Source organism: Nocardia ninae NBRC 108245, from assembly GCF_007990755.1.
GTDB lineage: Bacteria > Actinomycetota > Actinomycetes > Mycobacteriales > Mycobacteriaceae > Nocardia > Nocardia ninae.
In genome coordinates, this window is the sequence record NZ_BJXA01000031.1 from 64,690 (window position 1) to 81,270 (window position 16,581).

Consider the following 16,581-nt stretch of genomic DNA (forward strand, 5'->3'; position numbering starts at 1 on the left):
GACTACACGAGCGCATCGGGAACGGCGCGGCATGAGCTGCTGTATTCGTTGCGCCGGATCCTGGTAGGTCGGTTCGAAGTCCTTACGGCACAAGCACGGATTGCGAGGTGCCGGATCGCAGGACGGAGTCGATATGGATCTGGCGCGCGATGAATCGCCCGCACTCGACGGTGGCGGGAATTCCTGTCAGGTGCAGTGAATTCCCCTCCGGAAGTCCGGCGTAATAGAGCCCCGGCAGCGCACCGTGCATGCCTTTCTCCTGGATGGGCACGCCATGATCGTCGAGCGCCTGCTTCGGTAGAAATCGATAGTCGGGCCCGAATCCGGTGCACCAGATGATCGTTGTGATCCCGTGGTGCGTCAGATCGAGTTTGTTTCCGAAGTTGGTGATGTGCTCCATGTTCACCGCGAGCGGCGGGCGTTGTTCCTGCGCCACGAACCCGCGCCGATGAATCCCGGAATCAATCTTGTGCAGTATCGCGCCGAGCGAGCGGCCGGAGTCCTTCGCGATGGCGACGACATTGTCGTCCACCGAGAGGACGTTGTGCTGTGCCGCGCGCACGGAACCGACTAGCGTTACGCCCTTTTCGGCCAGTGTGCCGAGGTTGAGGTCCGCACCGCGGTTCGTAACCGCCGTTACCGGCAGGCCTGGCAACTTGGTCGGGTCATCGTGCGTGACGTCCGCCGCCACGAAATCGTCGTACAGCGAGAATATGTACATCCATTCGTGGATGCTCCGGCCGCGATAGTGACGCGGAAAGACCCGGTGGCGACCGACCGACAAGAACACCCTCCGTCCGGCATCCGCGAGTTCGTCCGCGATCTGCTGTCCGCTGATGCCGGCCCCCACCACGAGCACGCCACCACCGGGCAGCGACGCGGGATTGCGATAGTCGCGCGAATGCACCTGCCGGACGGCCGGATCGACCTCAGGCGCGAAGTCGGGTAGCCGAGGTTTCGCGTAGCCGCCTACCGCCGCAACGAGATTGCGAGATTCGAAGACCGCACCGGTCGACAGATACGTCAGGAACCTGACGTCGTCACGATCCGACACCTCCGACGGGCACTCGACGGCCCGAACCTCGGTGTGCTGCAACACCCGAAGCTCTCGTTCCACCGCGTAGCGGCGCAAGTGTCGGGCCAACTCACGGCCCGACATGGTTCCGTCGGGATCGTTGCCGTCGTACTCCCAGCCGGGCAGCTGAATGGTTCGATTACCACTGCCTACCAGCAAACTGTCCCACCGCTCATGCGCCCAGGCATGACCGACCTCCGCCCTTTCCACAATCACCGCGGCGTGCCCGATCTCCTGCAGTGAGGCGGCTACTCCGCACCCCTGCTGGCCCGCGCCGATGATGACGGTTTCGCAGTACTCGCTGTTCACCACAGTGACCTCTCCCTCGCGCGCGGCAGCCGCCGCTCCGTACTTTCGTTAGGCTTGCCTACCAAAGCATTTGAAGTCGGCTAGAGATCAAGACCTACGACGACAAAGAACGGCGGTCGAGATGGATGACACCCAACCGGCAGACCGCCCGCCAAGCAACGACTTGGTCGGGATCGGCACCGCCGCAAGACGATTCGGCCTCGCGGAATCAGCACTCCGTTACTGGGAGCAGCGCGGACTCCTCCGACCAGCGCAACGCCGATCCCGCTGGCGCCTGTACGGTCGCAACGAATTACATCGAATCGGCCTGATCCAGCTGTGGCGAGAAACCGGCCTGATGAACCTGGACGAGATCCGCACGGTCCTCTCCGCCCGCAATCACGAATGGCGGCAAGCGGTCCTCGGCCGGCTCGACGAGATCGAACAACAGCAGGCCCGCCTGACCGCCGCGAAATCCCTGCTCGAACACCTACTCACCTGCCCAGATGCCAACCCCGCCGAAGAATGCCCGTACCTGCGCGCCATGACCGACGAACGGGCGATCGTGCGATAGCGGACGAGGTCACGGTTTTTCCACCGGTCGACGGTGCCGAATTCCTGCCGATCACGGCTCGGCCAACCCCAGTCCTGTTCCACGCACCGGCCACGCTGATACTATTAATGGTGCTGAGATCCATTTTCTTTGAGTCGCTGCGCGAGTTCGTTTGCGAATTCTAATACTTGAGTCCGCGTGCCGATTTCGATCACGCGTCGGAGTGCGTACCCGATTGCGTACTCGCTATGCCCTTGGCGTTCCAGCCAGGCGAGCATTTTGCTGATTTCCTCATTGGTCAAGGTATCTGTCTTTACGTCGGGACCCGGCAGCGTCTTGTCGAGCTGCGCAGGTGGGCTGCTGTCGGGTGGTGCGTCGGACACCATCTGAATGGACAGGCACGCATCGTCTGTCGGTCGGAGCGCAGGCCAGTTATTCGGGTGCAGTGCGAGTGGTTCTGGGCGGTACTTCACCAGCACGGTTGCGCCGTTTGAGACCCCCATCCATTGCCAGTTCGCTGACTGGGTGTTGTATGCGGCACTGATGGGCTCAAGCCAGCCGAGTCCAGCTAGGACGAGATTCTCATTGACAATGCCGACACTATCGAGGCCTGATTTGGGTGGCACCCAACGCAGCAGGTCGGGGTACGGGAAGTCACTAGTAGGTTCGCGTCGTGCGATATGTGTCAGGCGGCGCGCTTCGCCGGCGATGTAATCGGCGTCGAGAACATCGGATACGAGTTCATGAGGTCTGATCGCCGCGACGATTGCGGCGGCCATGGTGGCTATCGTGTCTGTGTCGGTGTTCAGACGAGATGCAGCGAGCGTCGCGGCTTTGGCTGGGTGGTCCGGGAGCGCAGCGGCGAGAACGATGGCCGTAACCGCAGTGGGGAGCCCACTGCCGCGGGTTTGCGGGTTGTCGAGGTCCAGGGTCTTGACCAGCAGTTCGTAGCCGTGTGTCGATGCGGATTCGTCCGTTGCGACTCGCAGCACATCAAATACTTCTCTTGCGGCATTGAACATACGTTCGGCTTGCAAAACGGTGTCTGTCCAAGCGCGTTCCAGGTTGTCGCTCACCACGGTTTCCCACTGCGGCCGCCAGTATGAAGCCAGTTCCTGGCATCGCTCAAAGGCGCGGAATGCGTGCCGGGTTGTAGCCAGGAGCTCCGGCCATCTGTCAGGTCCCGGCGCGATCTGTTCAGCAAGCGCCATCGTCAAGGCTGTTGCGTGGAGCACGGCGCCCACAAGGGCGTTGGGATGGCCGTGGGTGACGACGGCGTTCTTGATGACGTCGTCGAGATGGGCGAAGGAGCGAAGGTCGGCGGCCGCGTACACGTGGGGCTGAATGCGCATTGCGGCCCCATTTCCACCAGAGTTTTCCCAATCTTTGTAGAAGTTGGTTGCCCAGTTGGCGTTCGATTTGCTCATTCCGGCGGCAGCTGCCTTCGTCGCGCGCCCTCCGCCCAGTGCGTAGGACTGCCAGACAGGTAGCTCGACGCGGGCAAATGCTTCGACGTCGAACCCTCGTGAGGACACGGATCGTGCGGTAGCTAACCGCAGTTGGGTGTCATCGGAGTAGCACCCGGCAGGGAGGTCGACTCGCACGCCCATCCGTCCGCCGACCTGTCGTTGCCAGGGATACGGCTTGGTCAGTGGCCGGCCCTTGGTGCGTCGGCGTAGGTTCTCCGCAGTGGTGAGCTCGGAGATCCAGCCCAGCGCGTCGGCCCATGCAGCCCATTGCATGGAGGAGACGGTTCGCTCGGCACGATCTCCGGTCTTGCTCACTGAAATACCTCGGGTCGGTAGCTGACGGGGACTCGTCGGGCGGCGGGTAGTGCCGCAATCAAGCCTTCGATCTCGTCCAGATGTTCCTCCCGGCGAACATAGATGGCCTGCAGTTTGGCCAGTGACACCGCACCGGGGTATAGGACCTCGGCTTGGTCGTTGGTTGGGCGATCAGCGGGATGTCCAGGCCCACGTCGACTAACGGAGCCGCGGTAGCCCCACGGAATCGCTTCGCTGTAAAGGTCTTTCAGACCTGCCAGGCCTTGCCCTCGCCGCACGGTGTCCGTGTAGGTGTTGTTTGTCGTGGTGAACCACACCCCGTCGTCGGCGAGGATATCAGGGGTGAACGACAGGACTGCCCACCAAACTCTCTCGGTATCATGCCAGCCTAGCGAATACCCGAACATCCGGCTGTTCACAACCGAGATAGACATGTTCACGTACCCGGTCCAGTCAAGATCTTTGCGCGACGGGCAGTTGAGTAGAAGGACCTTTTCCAGGTAGTTGTTCTCGTTCAGCTTGTCGCGGCAGGCGAGCGCATCGGTGGCAAGGATGCCGACCAACCCGCAGTTGGTGGTGAAGTGCACAACTTCTGATATTCCATGTTCACGAACGAAACGAAGAATCTCGTCTCTCACAGGTTAATCCTCAAGTATGTTGCGGGATTCAGGAATTCGACGAGCGAGGACTCCGTCCCGGCTTTGAATCCCAGGGTGACGGTCCTGCGTGCTCGACCGATGCCCATTGCAAGCAGTCGGCGCAAGGTCTCCAATCCGACGTCGCCCTCGCCGTCGCCATGCGGGGTGACCTGCTGATTCAGTCCGAGGATGACAACGTGGTCGAACTCTAGACCTTTCGCCGAGTGAATAGTGCTCAAAGCAACATTCTCGTTGCCGGCTGGCCAGCTTCTGCTTCGGGTGAGTTCGACGAGAGGAATATTGTTGTTGCGGAGTTCCCGTCTTGCATAGTCGAACCATCGACCGCCCTTGGGATGCAGGAAAACGACCGATTCGCCCGACAGGTTGTCGGCGGAAATGATATTGTCCAAAACCCATTGCAATTGCGCAGAGTAGGTGCCGACGAGTACGACCGGCATGGGGCCGGACTCAATGGCGACATCGAAATCCGGAAGAACTCCGTCGTCACCGACCGTCATGCCGTCGATAACTCCACGCGCGAATGCAGCGATCTCACGGGAATTGCGGTGGTTGTGCCGTAACGTCTTGCTGGACGCACCAGTGACCTGTAGTCCGACCTCCTTCCATGTGAACGACCGCGGATAGATCCGTTGAGCGGCATCGATCACAAAGGTGATCGAATGGTCGGGGGCGAGGTGTTTGAGGATCGTGCGAACCTGGTTGGCCGAGAAGTCTTGGGCCTCATCGACGATCACGACATCCCACTGCTGGCAGGGTGCCTTGCCTGCTGAAACAGCGATATCGTTCCAGTCGCGGACATCGTAAGCCTGCTTCTCCTTGAGGTATGGGTAGATGACTTCGTCGAGCAGTCGCCGTCGTGCCGGGCTCGCCATTCGGGGCGAAGCTCCACGTCCTTCCCGAACCGTTGTTACGTAGTCCTCCAGTTTGTCGAACTCAAAGCGACCAAGTACGTACTGCACCTCGTCCTGTAGGAAACTCCTTGGCATACTGAACGTCGACAGCAATCGCGCCAGAATTGTGTCGGCATAGTCGTCAGGATTCGCGCCGACGAGATCACCTGCGAACTTCGCGAATGTGGTCACCTGTAAGTCGATGTTGTCGCTAGTGGGTACCTGCTGCCGCGCCAGCTCGGCTATATATCCCTCGAGAGTCCGGTTATAGGTCAGCACCAAGACCTTCACCGGGGTGCCCAATCCCAACCGTCGATGCCGCGCACTCCAAGTTCCACACAGATGCCTCAGACGAAGCAAGGCAGTAGTCGTCTTTCCGCTGCCTGCTGCGCCCTTGATTACTAGAACTCCGTGCTGATTTACGGTGAGCAGCTCGAGTTGCTCGGCGGTAGGAGCGACTACTGGCAGTATCCGCATGATCGGCTCCAGTGGGATTGGGGTTCGGTCGGCCGGACTCACATAGCAGTAGATCGTACGCCCAGGTTCTCCTGCTGGCACTCAGATTTCAGGCAATCATGACTCCACGTGGAGCGCGCGCAAGTTCCTGGTCGGATGCGCTTAGACGTTAGAGATCGGAGGTCTCACCGTTTCAGTCCAGGCTTTCGACAACGCGGGCTAGCTATGGCGACCTGCCGAATTACGTCAAACCGGTGATCTTCGACTATCAATAGCCAACTGCCCAGCTGTCCCAATGTAAATGCAGGGAAACCGCTCGCTACCTTGGAGGCACTGACATCCTGAGTCGGTGGATGTGGCACTTGCAGGTCGATCCATATCGGCCACTCCGACTCGATGTCGTCGTAGACCTTCAGATATGCCTCATCGCGGACCGCATTGCTGATACGGAAGCAATGCACCCTTGAATCAGCTGCTGCAGTGCAACTTCCGTACACACGGCCCCGTTGACTCGGTACAGTGACTGATGCGATGACGCATACTCGGCAGTCGCAATTGTTACGGAGGGGACAACTTGGCGATCAAAGTGGAGACGGTGCGGGGGTATGTGCTCGAGGAACTCCTGGCGAGGCTCTTGCAGGACAACGGCTATCGGCTCCTCGTCGCGGCAGATCAGGACCGAGAGGCGCTGAAAGACAGCGGAAGAGGCTTGCTGGTCCGCGGGCGCGGCACGAACCACCAAGTCGATGTGCTCGGCGAACTGGATCTGCCGCTACCGTTCTCGCTGCCGCTGCGCCTATTCGTCGAAGCCAAGCATCGGAGTGACCGCACGGGAATCGAGGTCGCGCGAAATGCCTACGGAACCATCCGTGATGTAAACGAGTACTACAGCACGCAGACACCCGGGGCCTATCACATCCCGATGAAGCGCTACCAATACCAGTACGCCCTGTTCTCAGCCAGCGGGTTCACCAAGCCGGCGCAGGAATATGCTCTAGCACAGCAGATCTCGTTGATCGACCTGTCGAATCCGGGTTTCGATGCGCTCTTGGCCGCCGCCGATGACATCGCCACCGGGATCGTAGACCTGGCCACGCAGGCCGAGCTCGCTTCGCTCCCGTTGAATCAAATTCGGCACGCACTCCGCCACACCTTGGGCACCTGGCCGGCCAACGTCGACGACGACGATTTCCCCGACCTCGCCGCCCACATCCACCAGATGCGTGGGTACGCCGGGGAATCGGCCTTCCCGGCCCCTACCTTCGGCCTCGCCGTCGCTGACGACAGGGAACTGGCCGGGCTGAACGTGGCGCGACTGCGCGACGAAATATACGACGAGTACTACGTGTACGACGCGGACTCGCCGTCTGCGCGCGAACTGCCGATCGATCGGCTGGCAGCAATCATGGCCCGGCTCGGTGAAGTCACATTGGACGACCTGGTCCTCGGCTTCCCCTCCGCGCCATTCGTTCTCGTGCTGCTGGTCGACAACCGCGCAGCGTTCGCCGAGTACGTCGAGGACCCGTCCACCACTGAAATCTGGGTGAACTTCGAGTATCCCCGTGACCGCCGTGACAACCGGCCGCTCAGCCGGGACTGGGAGATCGTGCCCGTCGATCCCGGAGCCGGCTTCCGGCTCAGCTTTACGCTTCCGGCCATCCTCGACGACTGGATGCGCAACGGTCAGGTGCCCACTTGGAGCCTGCGGGAGGCCAAGGCCAGCCTGTTCTCATCGATCGCGATTGTGCTCGGCGGCCGCGTCGTGCGCCTGCTGTACCGGCCGCATCGCGGCTGACCCCCCCGTAGATACCTCGTGGCATCTACGGGGATAGAGAGGGTGGGCGCACGCGGGATTGAACCGCGGACCGCTGGTGTGTAAAACCAGAGCTCTACCGCTGAGCTATACGCCCTTGTCGTTACCGACCGGGTTATGAATCTAGCGCGGTGAGCGCTTTCTCCCAAGCCGCCTGGTCACGGGGCTCTCCGGGCCCGTTCATCTCGGCGAACCGGATGTATCCGGTGCGGTCGACGACGAAGGTGCCCCGGTTGGGGTAGCCGGATTTTTCGTTGAAGACACCATAGGCCTGGGCTACGGCGCCGTGCGGCCAGAAGTCGGACAGCAGGGGGAAGGTGTATCCCTGTTCGGCGGCCCAGATCTTGTGGGTGGGCGGCGGGCCGACGGAGATGGCGAGGATCTCCGCGTTGTCGTTCTGGAACTTGGGGAGTTCGTCGCGCACCTTGCACAGTTCACCTTGGCAGATGCCGGTGAAGGCGAGCGGGTAGAAGACGATGAGGACGTTCTTCTTGCCGTGGTAGTCCGACAGGCTGACGTCCTGGTTGTTCTGATCCTTGAGCGTGAAATCCGGCGCGACCGTGCCAACTTCGAGCGGCATCGCAAATCCTCCATCGTGTCGGGTTTCCGCCGGGCGGCACGATCACCGCCCGGCGACACCATAGCGAAAGGTAGGTCAGCGCTGCTTCGAGGGCGCCTTCGGTTGGACCAGGCGGCTGCCCGCCCAGGTACCCAGGCTGATCGCCGAGGTCTGAGTCAGACCGGCGGTGGGTGCGGATTCAGCGATTTCGCTTGGTTCGACATGGCCTGGATGTCCGGTCTTGGGCGTGAGTACCCAGACGAAGCCTTCGTCGGCAAGCGGACCGATCGCATCCATCAGTGCGTCGACCAGATCACCGTCCCCGTCACGCCACCAGAGCAGCACGACGTCGACTACTTCATCGGAATCCTCGTCGACAAGGTCGCTGCCGATGGATTCCTCGACGTCGGCTCGCAAGTCGTCGTCGACGTCCTCGTCCCAGCCCAATTCCTGGACAACCAAGCCGTGTGTAATGCCAAGCTTCTGAGCGTAGTTCTGCGCGTCCGCCGCGGCGACCACGGTGGTGTCCTCCTCAACTCCCGACAATAGGTAGTTGCAAGCGAACATGGTTATGGCCGCCAGCGCAAGCCGATCCGAAGAAAATGGCCCGGAATGTCGCGTGACAATGTTGTGTCACGGACCGTTTCAGCGCTTCGGGCAGGCGTCTCGGACGGCGTTGCGTGCGTCGTTGACCCGCCTACTTGCCTCGTTGAGCGGCCCGACGGGCGCGGTGTAGGTCATCCGGCGGGTCTCGCCGGAGAGCGCCCGAGCCGCTGTGACGTAATCGGTAAATTTTGTGGCCAACTCGCCGGGCAGCGAGTCCTTGGCGGTGTTGACTCCGGTCTCCACCTTGTTCGCGGCGTCATCCAGGGTTGACGCGGCAAGCTCGCGCTTGGCGGCGTAGTCGGGTGCGTTGGCGTCGTGCGCGTCGACGAATTCGTTGTACTTGGAGACCCCGACACCGGTGGTGGTCGGGAACTGGCTGCAGTTGTCGGTGATCGCCTTCGTCTGCGCCGCAGCGCGCTTGGACGAGGTTGCCGCGGCCGACGAGGCCGCTGCCTCGGTCTTGTAGGCCGCTAGATCTGCGGTGTTGGGATTGGCTGTGCCCTCGACCCGGTTCGCGCAACCGGCCACGACCAAGCCGACGACGACCGCTCCGGTCGCGCACACCAATCCGAACCCGCGCGGGTCCAGCGTCTTCATCGTCCTCCCGTATGACGTGCGCCTCGCCGGCGCTCGAAAACTACAGCGGCCTGGGCTCATGTTGCCCAGCGCACGGTACTGGATTTCCTGCTGACATGATGACCTGGGGCACACCATCGGCAAGGATGGAGGGTGCGCCCCGACCTTACGTAAACGAGTGGTACGCAAACCCACGCGAATCCACTCGGGGATACCGACGCTATCCGCATGTCCACCCCTGTACGAGGAGCAGATTTGACCGACCTGATCCACTCTTCCGCTCCAGCGCAACCCGCTGGATCCGACTCCGCCGCTCCGGCCGGGCGCGATCCGAACGGATCGATCGCCCAGCCGACCGAGCGTGTTCGGGTTATCCGCGAAGGGGTGGCGTCCTACCTACCGGACATCGACCCGGAGGAAACCAGCGAATGGCTCGAGTCGTTCGATGAAATGCTCGATCGTGAGGGCCCCGGCCGAGCGCGTTACCTCATGCTCCGTTTGCTGGAGCGGGCCGGTGAACGCCGTGTCGCCATCCCCGCGTTGACGTCTACCGACTACGTCAACACCATCCCCACCGAGAACGAGCCGTGGTTCCCCGGCGACGAGGAGGTGGAGCGGCGCTTCCGCGCCTGGATCCGCTGGAACGCCGCGATCATGGTGCATCGCGCCCAGCGCCCCGGCATCGGTGTGGGCGGCCACATTTCGACCTACGCGTCCTCGGCGGCGCTGTACGAGGTCGGCTTCAACCACTTCTTCCGCGGCAAGGATCATTCCGGCGGTGGCGATTCGATCTTCATCCAGGGTCACGCCTCGCCGGGTATCTACGCGCGGGCCTTCCTCGAGGGCAGGCTCGGTACCGACCGGCTCGACGGCTTCCGGCAGGAGTACAGCCACGGCGGCCCCGGCCACGGGGTGCCTTCGTACCCGCACCCGCGGTTGATGTCGGACTTCTGGGAGTTCCCGACGGTGTCCATGGGCCTCGGCCCGATGAACGCCATCTACCAGGCGCGGTTCAACCACTACCTGCACGACCGCGGCATCAAGGACACCTCCGATCAGCACGTGTGGGCGTTCCTCGGCGACGGCGAGATGGACGAGCCGGAGTCGCGCGGGCTCGCGCACGTCGCGGCGCTGGAGGGCCTGGACAACCTGACCTTCGTGGTCAACTGCAACCTGCAGCGGCTCGATGGCCCGGTTCGCGGCAACGGCAAGATCATCCAGGAGCTGGAGTCGTTCTTCCGCGGCGCGGGCTGGAACGTCATCAAGGTGATCTGGGGCCGTGAGTGGGACGCGCTGCTCGGCGCGGATCGCGATGGCGCGCTGGTGAATCTGATGAACACCACCGCCGACGGCGACTACCAGACCTACAAGGCCAACGACGGCGCCTACGTCCGCGACCACTTCTTCGGCCGCGACCCGCGCACCAAGGCGCTCGTGCAGGACCTGTCCGATCAGGACATCTGGAACCTCAAGCGCGGCGGCCACGACTACCGCAAGGTGTACGCCGCCTACGCGGCCGCGATGGCGCACAAGGGTCAGCCGACGGTGATCCTGGCCAAGACGATCAAGGGCTACACCCTCGGCAAGCACTTCGAGGGCCGCAACGCCACGCACCAGATGAAGAAGCTGACCCTGCAGGACCTCAAGGACTTCCGTGACCTGCAGCGGATTCCGATCAGCGACGCCGAGCTGGAGAAGGATCCGTACCTGCCCCCGTACTACCACCCGGGCATGGAGTCGCGCGAGATCCAGTACATGCTCGATCGCCGCAAGGCGCTCGGCGGGTTCCTGCCCGAACGGCGCACCACGGCGAAGCCGCTGCAACTGCCTGGCGACGAGGCGTACAAGTCGGTGCGCAAGGGATCGGGCAAGCAGAGCGTGGCCACCACCATGGCGCTGGTGCGGCTGATGAAGGAGCTGCTGCGGGACAAGGAGATCGGCAAGCGGATCGTCCCGATCATTCCCGACGAGGCCCGCACGTTCGGTATGGACTCGTGGTTCCCTTCGTTGAAGATCTACAACCGCAACGGCCAGTTGTACACATCGGTCGACGCCGAGTTGATGCTTGCCTACAAAGAGAGCGCCGTCGGGCAGATCCTGCACGAGGGCATCAACGAGGCAGGCTCGACCGCGTCGTTCACCGCGGTGGGTACCTCGTACTCGACGCACGGCGAGCCGATGATCCCGCTGTACATCTTCTACTCGATGTTCGGTTTCCAGCGCACCGGCGACGGCCTGTGGGCCGCCGCGGACCAGCTGGCGCGCGGCTTCGTACTCGGCGCAACCGCGGGGCGAACCACGCTCACCGGTGAGGGGCTCCAGCACAACGACGGCCATTCGCTGCTGCTCGCCTCCACCAATCCGGCTGTGGTGACCTACGATCCGGCGTTCTCCTTCGAGATCGCGCACATCATCCGGGACGGCCTGCGCCGGATGTACGGCGGCGGCACCCCGGAACCGAGTCCGTACGCGCTGCCGGGCACCGACACCCGCAAGGCGGACGGCGGCTTCGGCGGCGAGGACATTTTCTACTACATCACCCTCTACAACGAGCCGTACCAGCAGCCCGCCGAGCCGGAAGACGTCGACATCGCCGGCTTGCTCAAGGGTCTCTACCTGTACAAGCGCGGGGGAGAGGGTGACGTGCGCGCCCAGATCATGGTCTCCGGCGTCACCGTGCCGGACGGCCTGCGCGCACAGGCGCTGCTCGCCGAGGACTGGGGCGTGCAGGCCGATGTCTGGTCGGTGACCTCGTGGGGCGAGCTCCGCAAGGAGGCGCTGAGCCGGGAGATCGCCGCACTGCGTTACCCCGACGAGGATCACGGCGTCCCGTACGTCACCGAGGCGCTGTCCGGCGTCGAGGGCCCGTACGTCGCCGCGACCGACTGGATGCGTGCGGTGCCGGACCAGGTGCGCAAGTGGGTCCCGGGCGACTTCATCACACTCGGCACCGACGGCTTCGGGTTCTCCGACACCAGGGCCGCCGCTCGTCGCGTGTTCAATGTCGACGCGCAATCGATCGTGGTGGCAGCCCTTTCGGGCCTCGCCAAGGCCGGAAAGATCGACGGTGCCAAGGTGATCGAGGCGGCGACCAAGTACCGCATCGATGACGTCGACGCCGCGCCGAAGAACGCGTCGAGTTCCGATGGAGACGGCGAGTAGCGGACGATTGAATGGTGGACCGTAAACCGCCGCGGCCGCGACGGATCTCCGAGGGCTCTTCCGAGCACGAGGTGTATCTGCCGACGGGCGCGCTCTCCCCGAACCGGCAAACCCGCGACCCACTCCCGGACACGCTGCTCAAACGCGTGAAGCAGTTCTCCGGACGCCTCTCGACGGAGGCGGTCGGGTCGATGCAGGATCGGTTGCCGTTCTTCGCCGATCTGGATGCCGCGCAACGCGCCGGTGTCCAGATGCTGGTGCAGACCGCGGTGGTGAACTTCCTCGAATGGCTGCAGGACCCGGATAGCGATATCCGGTTCAGTCTCGATGCGTTCCAGGTGATTCCGCAGGATCTGGCGCGGCGGCTGACGCTGCGCCAGACCGTGGACATGGTCCGGGTGGCCATGGAGTTCTTCGAACAGTGGCTGCCCGCGCTGGCGCGCAACGATCGGCAGCTGGTCGCGCTCACCGAGGCGGTGTTGCGGTACGGGCGTGAGCTCGGCTTCGCCGCCGCCTCGGTGTACGCGAGCGCCGCCGAATCGCGCGGCGCGTGGGACACCCGGCTGGAGGCGCTTGTCGTCGACGCCGTGGTGCGTGGCGACACCGGTCCGGACATGCTGTCGCGGGCCGCCACGTTGAACTGGGACGCCACCGCACCGGCCACCGTGCTGGTCGGCACACCGCCCGGCGAACAGGGTGTGTCGTCGGTGGGTTCGGTGCATGCCATCGCGGCACGGCACGGCCGGGCCGCACTCGCGGTAGTACAGGGCACCCGGCTGGTGATGGTGGTGAGCGGTCACCTCGGGGAGTCCTCTTATATATCGCCGTTTCTCGCGGACCTGCTGGCCGAGGTCTTCTCCGATGGCCCCGTGGTGATCGGCCCGACCACTCGCACGCTGGGTGCCGCGCACGCCAGCGCGGTCGAGGCCTTGGCCGGTATGGAGGCCGTGGTGGGCTGGCGGGGCGCGCCACGCCCGGTGCATGCAACCGAATTGCTGCCCGAACGCGCGTTGCTCGGCGATCGAGCTGCGATCGACGCGTTGAACGAGTATCTTGTCCTTCCGTTGGCCTCGGCGGGATCGTCACTGGCGGACACCCTCGAGGCCTATCTGGATTGCGGTGGAGCGGTCGAGACGTGTGCGCGTCAGTTGTACGTCCATCCAAATACCGTTCGCTACCGCCTCAAACGGATTGCCGAAATCACGGGTCGTGATCCGATGAACCCGCGGGACGCGTATGTGCTCCGGATCGCCGCAACAGTGGGTCGTTTGACACGAACCCGTAACGAAACGTCAACACCAACCCCAGAGGCCACTCATTTCGCATCGGGCGGCGAGGGCCTGTAACGGAATCCCTGGCTTGTTCGATCCGGACGACTCACGTGGCCTTTTGTGGGACTCCCACAAAACGCGAGGGCAAGCTTCATTCGCGTCGACATCTCCTGCGAGGCGCCTCACAGTGTTCTCTTAGGGGTGTGATCGCGTTGTTCGCCCCTGGACAGGGGTCCCAGACTCCCGGCATGCTCGCGCCTTGGCTCGATCTCCCTGGCGCGACTGACCGGCTTATCCTTTGGTCCATGGCCTCCGGCCTGGATCTCGTTCGCCTCGGCACCACCGCGACGGCGGAAGAGATTACCGATACCGCCGTGACCCAGCCGCTCGTCGTGGCCGCCGCGTTGCTCGCCTACGCGGAAATCCCCACGGATTCACTTCCGGCCGCTACCATCGTCGCCGGGCACTCGGTCGGTGAACTCGCCGCCGCCGCCGTCGCCGGGGTCATCTCCCCGGATGACGCGGTGAAGTTGGCCGCCATCCGCGGAGCGGAGATGGCCAAGGCGTGCGCGTTGGAACCGACCGGCATGTCCGCGGTGCTCGGTGGCGATGAGGCCACCGTGCTCGCTCGGCTCGCGGAACTCGATCTCATTCCGGCCAACCGCAACGCGGCGGGCCAGATCGTGGCCGCAGGCCGGTTGGACGCGCTGGCGGAACTCGCCGCGAACCCGCCGGAGAAGGCGCGGGTTCGCGCGTTGCCCGTCGCGGGTGCTTTCCACACCGCGTACATGGCACCGGCCCAGGAGGCTGTGACCGATGCCATAGCGCAGATCGTGCCGAACGACCCGACCAGGACTTTGCTGTCGAACTTCGATGGCAAGCCGGTTTCCTCGGGACGCGACGCGGTCGCCAAGCTTGCTGCTCAGGTCACCCGGCCCGTTCGCTGGGACCTGTGCACCCAAACCGTAAGGCAGGCAGAGGTTTCCATGGTGGCGGAGTTGCCGCCGGCGGGCACCCTGGTCGGCATTGCGAAACGGGAACTGAAGGGCACGCGCACCTTGGCCCTGAAGACCCCGGAAGACCTCCCCGCGTTGGCCGGAGTCAGCATCTCCGGCTAGCTTTCCTGCGCGGCCATGCATCGATATGCACGGCTGTGACCGAGCGGACGTAACCATCGTCCGTCTCGTTCCGAAAACAGTACGAGCCCTACAAAGAACCAAGAAGGGAGCCACGAAGTGGCCGCTCTGACCCAGGAACAAATCGTCGAGGAACTCGGCAAGATCATCGAAGAGGTGACGGGTATCGAACCCTCCGAGGTGACGATCGAGAAGTCCTTCGTCGATGACCTGGACATCGACTCGCTGTCCATGGTCGAGATCGCGGTGCAGACCGAGGACAAGTACGGCGTGAAGATCCCGGACGAGGATCTGGCCAGCCTGAAGACGGTCGGCGACGCTGTCGGCTACATCCAGAAGCTCGAGGCCGAGAACGCTGACGCGGCCGCGGAGCTCAAGGCCAAGTTCGACGCCGAGTAGGGCCGACACTGTGACCACTCCTTCCACTTTGAACGGGAATTTCCCCAACGTCGTCGTCACTAGCCTGGCGGCGACCACGTCGATCGCTGGTGATGTCGATGCGACGTGGAAGGGACTCCTCAACGGCGAGAGCGGTATCGACGTTCTCGAGGATTCCTTCGTCGAGGAATACGACCTTCCGGTCCGCATCGGCGGCCACCTGAAGGTTCGGCCCGAGACCCTGCTGACCCGAGTCGAGTGCCGGCGCATGGCGTACGTCGAGCAGCTCGCGACCGTTCTCGGTCGCGAAGTCTGGCGTAACGCAGGCAGCCCGGAGGTCGACCCGGAACGGCTGGGTGTGGCCATCGGCACCGGGTTGGGTGGCGGCGACGCCCTCATCGACTCGGTGGACAAGCTGAAGAGCGGTGGCTATCGCAAGATTTCGCCGTTGGCTGTGCAGATGGTCATGCCGAACGGTCCTTCGGCCGTTGTCGGCCTCGAATTGAAGGCCAGGGCAGGAGTGGTCACTCCGGTCTCGGCATGCTCATCCGGCTCCGAGGCCATCGCCAACGCATGGCGGATGATCGTCATGGGCGATGCGGACATGGTCGTCACCGGTGGCGTCGAGGGTTACATCGACGCGGTGCCGATCGCGGCATTCAGCATGATGCGTGCCATGAGCACCCGCAACGACGATCCGAAGGGTGCCTCGCGTCCGTTCGACAAGGATCGCGACGGTTTCGTCTTCGGTGAGGCGGGTGCCCTGATGGTCGTCGAGACCGAGGAGCACGCCAAGGCCCGTGGCGCCACCATCCACGCTCGCCTGCTGGGTGCCGGCATCACCTCCGATGGCTTCCACCTCGTCGCGCCCGCCCCCGATGGCGTCGGTGCGGCACGGGCGATGACCCGCGCGATGCAGACCGCTGGTCTGACCGCGAAGGACATCACCCACGTCAATGCCCATGCGACCGCGACCCCGATCGGCGATACCGCCGAAGCGAACGCGATCAACCTGGCGATTGGCAAGCACGCTTCGGTGTACGCCCCGAAATCCGCGCTGGGACACTCGATCGGCGCCGTCGGCGCGCTCGAGTCCGTGCTCACTGTGCTCAGCATCCGGGACGGCATCGTCCCGCCGACGCTGAACCTGGAGAACCAGGATCCGGCCATCGATCTGGACGTGGTTCACGGCGAGGCACGCCGCCAGGAGATCGAGTACGCGATCAACAACTCCTTCGGTTTCGGTGGGCACAATGTCGCGCTCGCCTTCGGTCGGGCATAGCCGCCTGAATCGAATCGACTGCACAGCGACCCCGGCGGGATCGGGCCATCAGGCCTGGTCCCGCCGGGTTCGACATTCTGCAGCCGCGGTTGC

At 63.5% G+C, this 16,581-nt stretch carries 14 protein-coding genes and 1 tRNA gene; 7 read left to right on the forward strand and 8 right to left on the reverse strand.

Features of this window, described 5'->3' with window-relative positions; all coding sequences use genetic code 11:
* Window positions 1-82: 82 nt before the first annotated feature.
* Entirely contained in the window at window positions 83-1,387 is a 1,305-nt protein-coding gene (locus NN4_RS22450) for a flavin-containing monooxygenase (protein ID WP_246181020.1), read from the reverse strand.
* 118 nt (window positions 1,388-1,505) lie between these two features.
* On the opposite strand from NN4_RS22450, the gene NN4_RS22455 reads away from it, so the two are divergent.
* Window positions 1,506-1,937 carry a MerR family transcriptional regulator gene (locus NN4_RS22455; RefSeq protein WP_147134747.1) on the forward strand — a complete coding sequence of 144 codons (432 nt, stop codon included), beginning with the start codon at window positions 1,506-1,508 and terminating at the stop codon, window positions 1,935-1,937.
* Window positions 1,938-2,041: 104 nt separating this feature from the next.
* On the opposite strand, the gene NN4_RS22460 is transcribed toward NN4_RS22455, so the two are convergent.
* The 3 genes from NN4_RS22460 to NN4_RS22470 are packed head-to-tail and all read right to left on the reverse strand — an operon-like array spanning window position 2,042 to window position 5,726.
* The gene (locus NN4_RS22460; RefSeq protein ID WP_147134750.1) at window positions 2,042-3,700 is read right to left on the reverse strand and encodes an ADP-ribosylglycohydrolase family protein; all 1,659 of its coding nucleotides are present in this window, start codon (window positions 3,698-3,700) and stop codon (window positions 2,042-2,044) included.
* Window positions 3,697-4,338, reverse strand: a complete 642-nt coding sequence (locus NN4_RS22465) for a DarT ssDNA thymidine ADP-ribosyltransferase family protein (protein WP_147134753.1) — start codon at window positions 4,336-4,338, stop codon at window positions 3,697-3,699. Before NN4_RS22465 ends, NN4_RS22460 begins: the two co-directional genes overlap by 4 nt.
* On the reverse strand, window positions 4,335-5,726 hold the full coding sequence (locus NN4_RS22470) for a 3'-5' exonuclease (RefSeq protein WP_147134756.1): 1,392 nt from the start codon (window positions 5,724-5,726) through the stop codon (window positions 4,335-4,337). The genes NN4_RS22465 and NN4_RS22470 overlap by 4 nt, the downstream gene beginning before the upstream one ends.
* 613 nt (window positions 5,727-6,339) lie before the next feature.
* On the opposite strand from NN4_RS22470, the gene NN4_RS22475 reads away from it, so the two are divergent.
* Complete coding sequence (locus tag NN4_RS22475; RefSeq protein WP_186818571.1) at window positions 6,340-7,500, forward strand: hypothetical protein; 1,161 nt, start codon at window positions 6,340-6,342, stop codon at window positions 7,498-7,500.
* 43 nt (window positions 7,501-7,543) lie between these two features.
* On the opposite strand, the gene NN4_RS22480 is transcribed toward NN4_RS22475, so the two are convergent.
* The 4 genes from NN4_RS22480 to NN4_RS22495 form a co-directional block, all read right to left on the reverse strand.
* Window positions 7,544-7,615, reverse strand: a tRNA-Val gene (locus NN4_RS22480).
* Window positions 7,616-7,633: 18 nt separating this feature from the next.
* Window positions 7,634-8,098 (reverse strand): peroxiredoxin, encoded by a 465-nt coding sequence (locus NN4_RS22485; RefSeq protein WP_147134762.1) that lies wholly within the window; start codon window positions 8,096-8,098, stop codon window positions 7,634-7,636.
* Between the two features lie 75 nt (window positions 8,099-8,173).
* Complete coding sequence (locus NN4_RS22490; RefSeq protein WP_107660179.1) at window positions 8,174-8,596, reverse strand: DUF3052 domain-containing protein; 423 nt, start codon at window positions 8,594-8,596, stop codon at window positions 8,174-8,176.
* A gap of 126 nt (window positions 8,597-8,722) precedes the next feature.
* The gene (locus NN4_RS22495; protein WP_107655014.1) at window positions 8,723-9,280 is read right to left on the reverse strand and encodes an Rv2240c family protein; all 558 of its coding nucleotides are present in this window, start codon (window positions 9,278-9,280) and stop codon (window positions 8,723-8,725) included.
* Window positions 9,281-9,514: 234 nt separating this feature from the next.
* On the opposite strand from NN4_RS22495, the gene aceE reads away from it, so the two are divergent.
* The 5 genes from aceE to NN4_RS22520 all read left to right on the forward strand — a co-directional run bounded on the left by aceE (window position 9,515) and on the right by NN4_RS22520 (window position 16,488).
* Window positions 9,515-12,421 carry a pyruvate dehydrogenase (acetyl-transferring), homodimeric type gene (aceE, locus tag NN4_RS22500; RefSeq protein ID WP_371865686.1) on the forward strand — a complete coding sequence of 969 codons (2,907 nt, stop codon included), beginning with the start codon at window positions 9,515-9,517 and terminating at the stop codon, window positions 12,419-12,421.
* A gap of 11 nt (window positions 12,422-12,432) precedes the next feature.
* Window positions 12,433-13,767, forward strand: coding sequence for a PucR family transcriptional regulator (locus NN4_RS22505; RefSeq protein WP_199856586.1), 1,335 nt, complete (start codon window positions 12,433-12,435; stop codon window positions 13,765-13,767).
* A 128-nt stretch (window positions 13,768-13,895) separates the two neighbouring features.
* Complete coding sequence (locus tag NN4_RS22510; RefSeq protein ID WP_147134765.1) at window positions 13,896-14,810, forward strand: ACP S-malonyltransferase; 915 nt, start codon at window positions 13,896-13,898, stop codon at window positions 14,808-14,810.
* A gap of 117 nt (window positions 14,811-14,927) precedes the next feature.
* Complete coding sequence (gene acpM, locus NN4_RS22515) at window positions 14,928-15,227, forward strand: meromycolate extension acyl carrier protein AcpM (protein WP_107655016.1); 300 nt, start codon at window positions 14,928-14,930, stop codon at window positions 15,225-15,227.
* 10 nt (window positions 15,228-15,237) lie between these two features.
* Window positions 15,238-16,488, forward strand: coding sequence for a KasA/KasB family beta-ketoacyl-ACP synthase (locus NN4_RS22520; RefSeq protein ID WP_147134768.1), 1,251 nt, complete (start codon window positions 15,238-15,240; stop codon window positions 16,486-16,488).
* Window positions 16,489-16,581 lie beyond the last annotated feature (93 nt).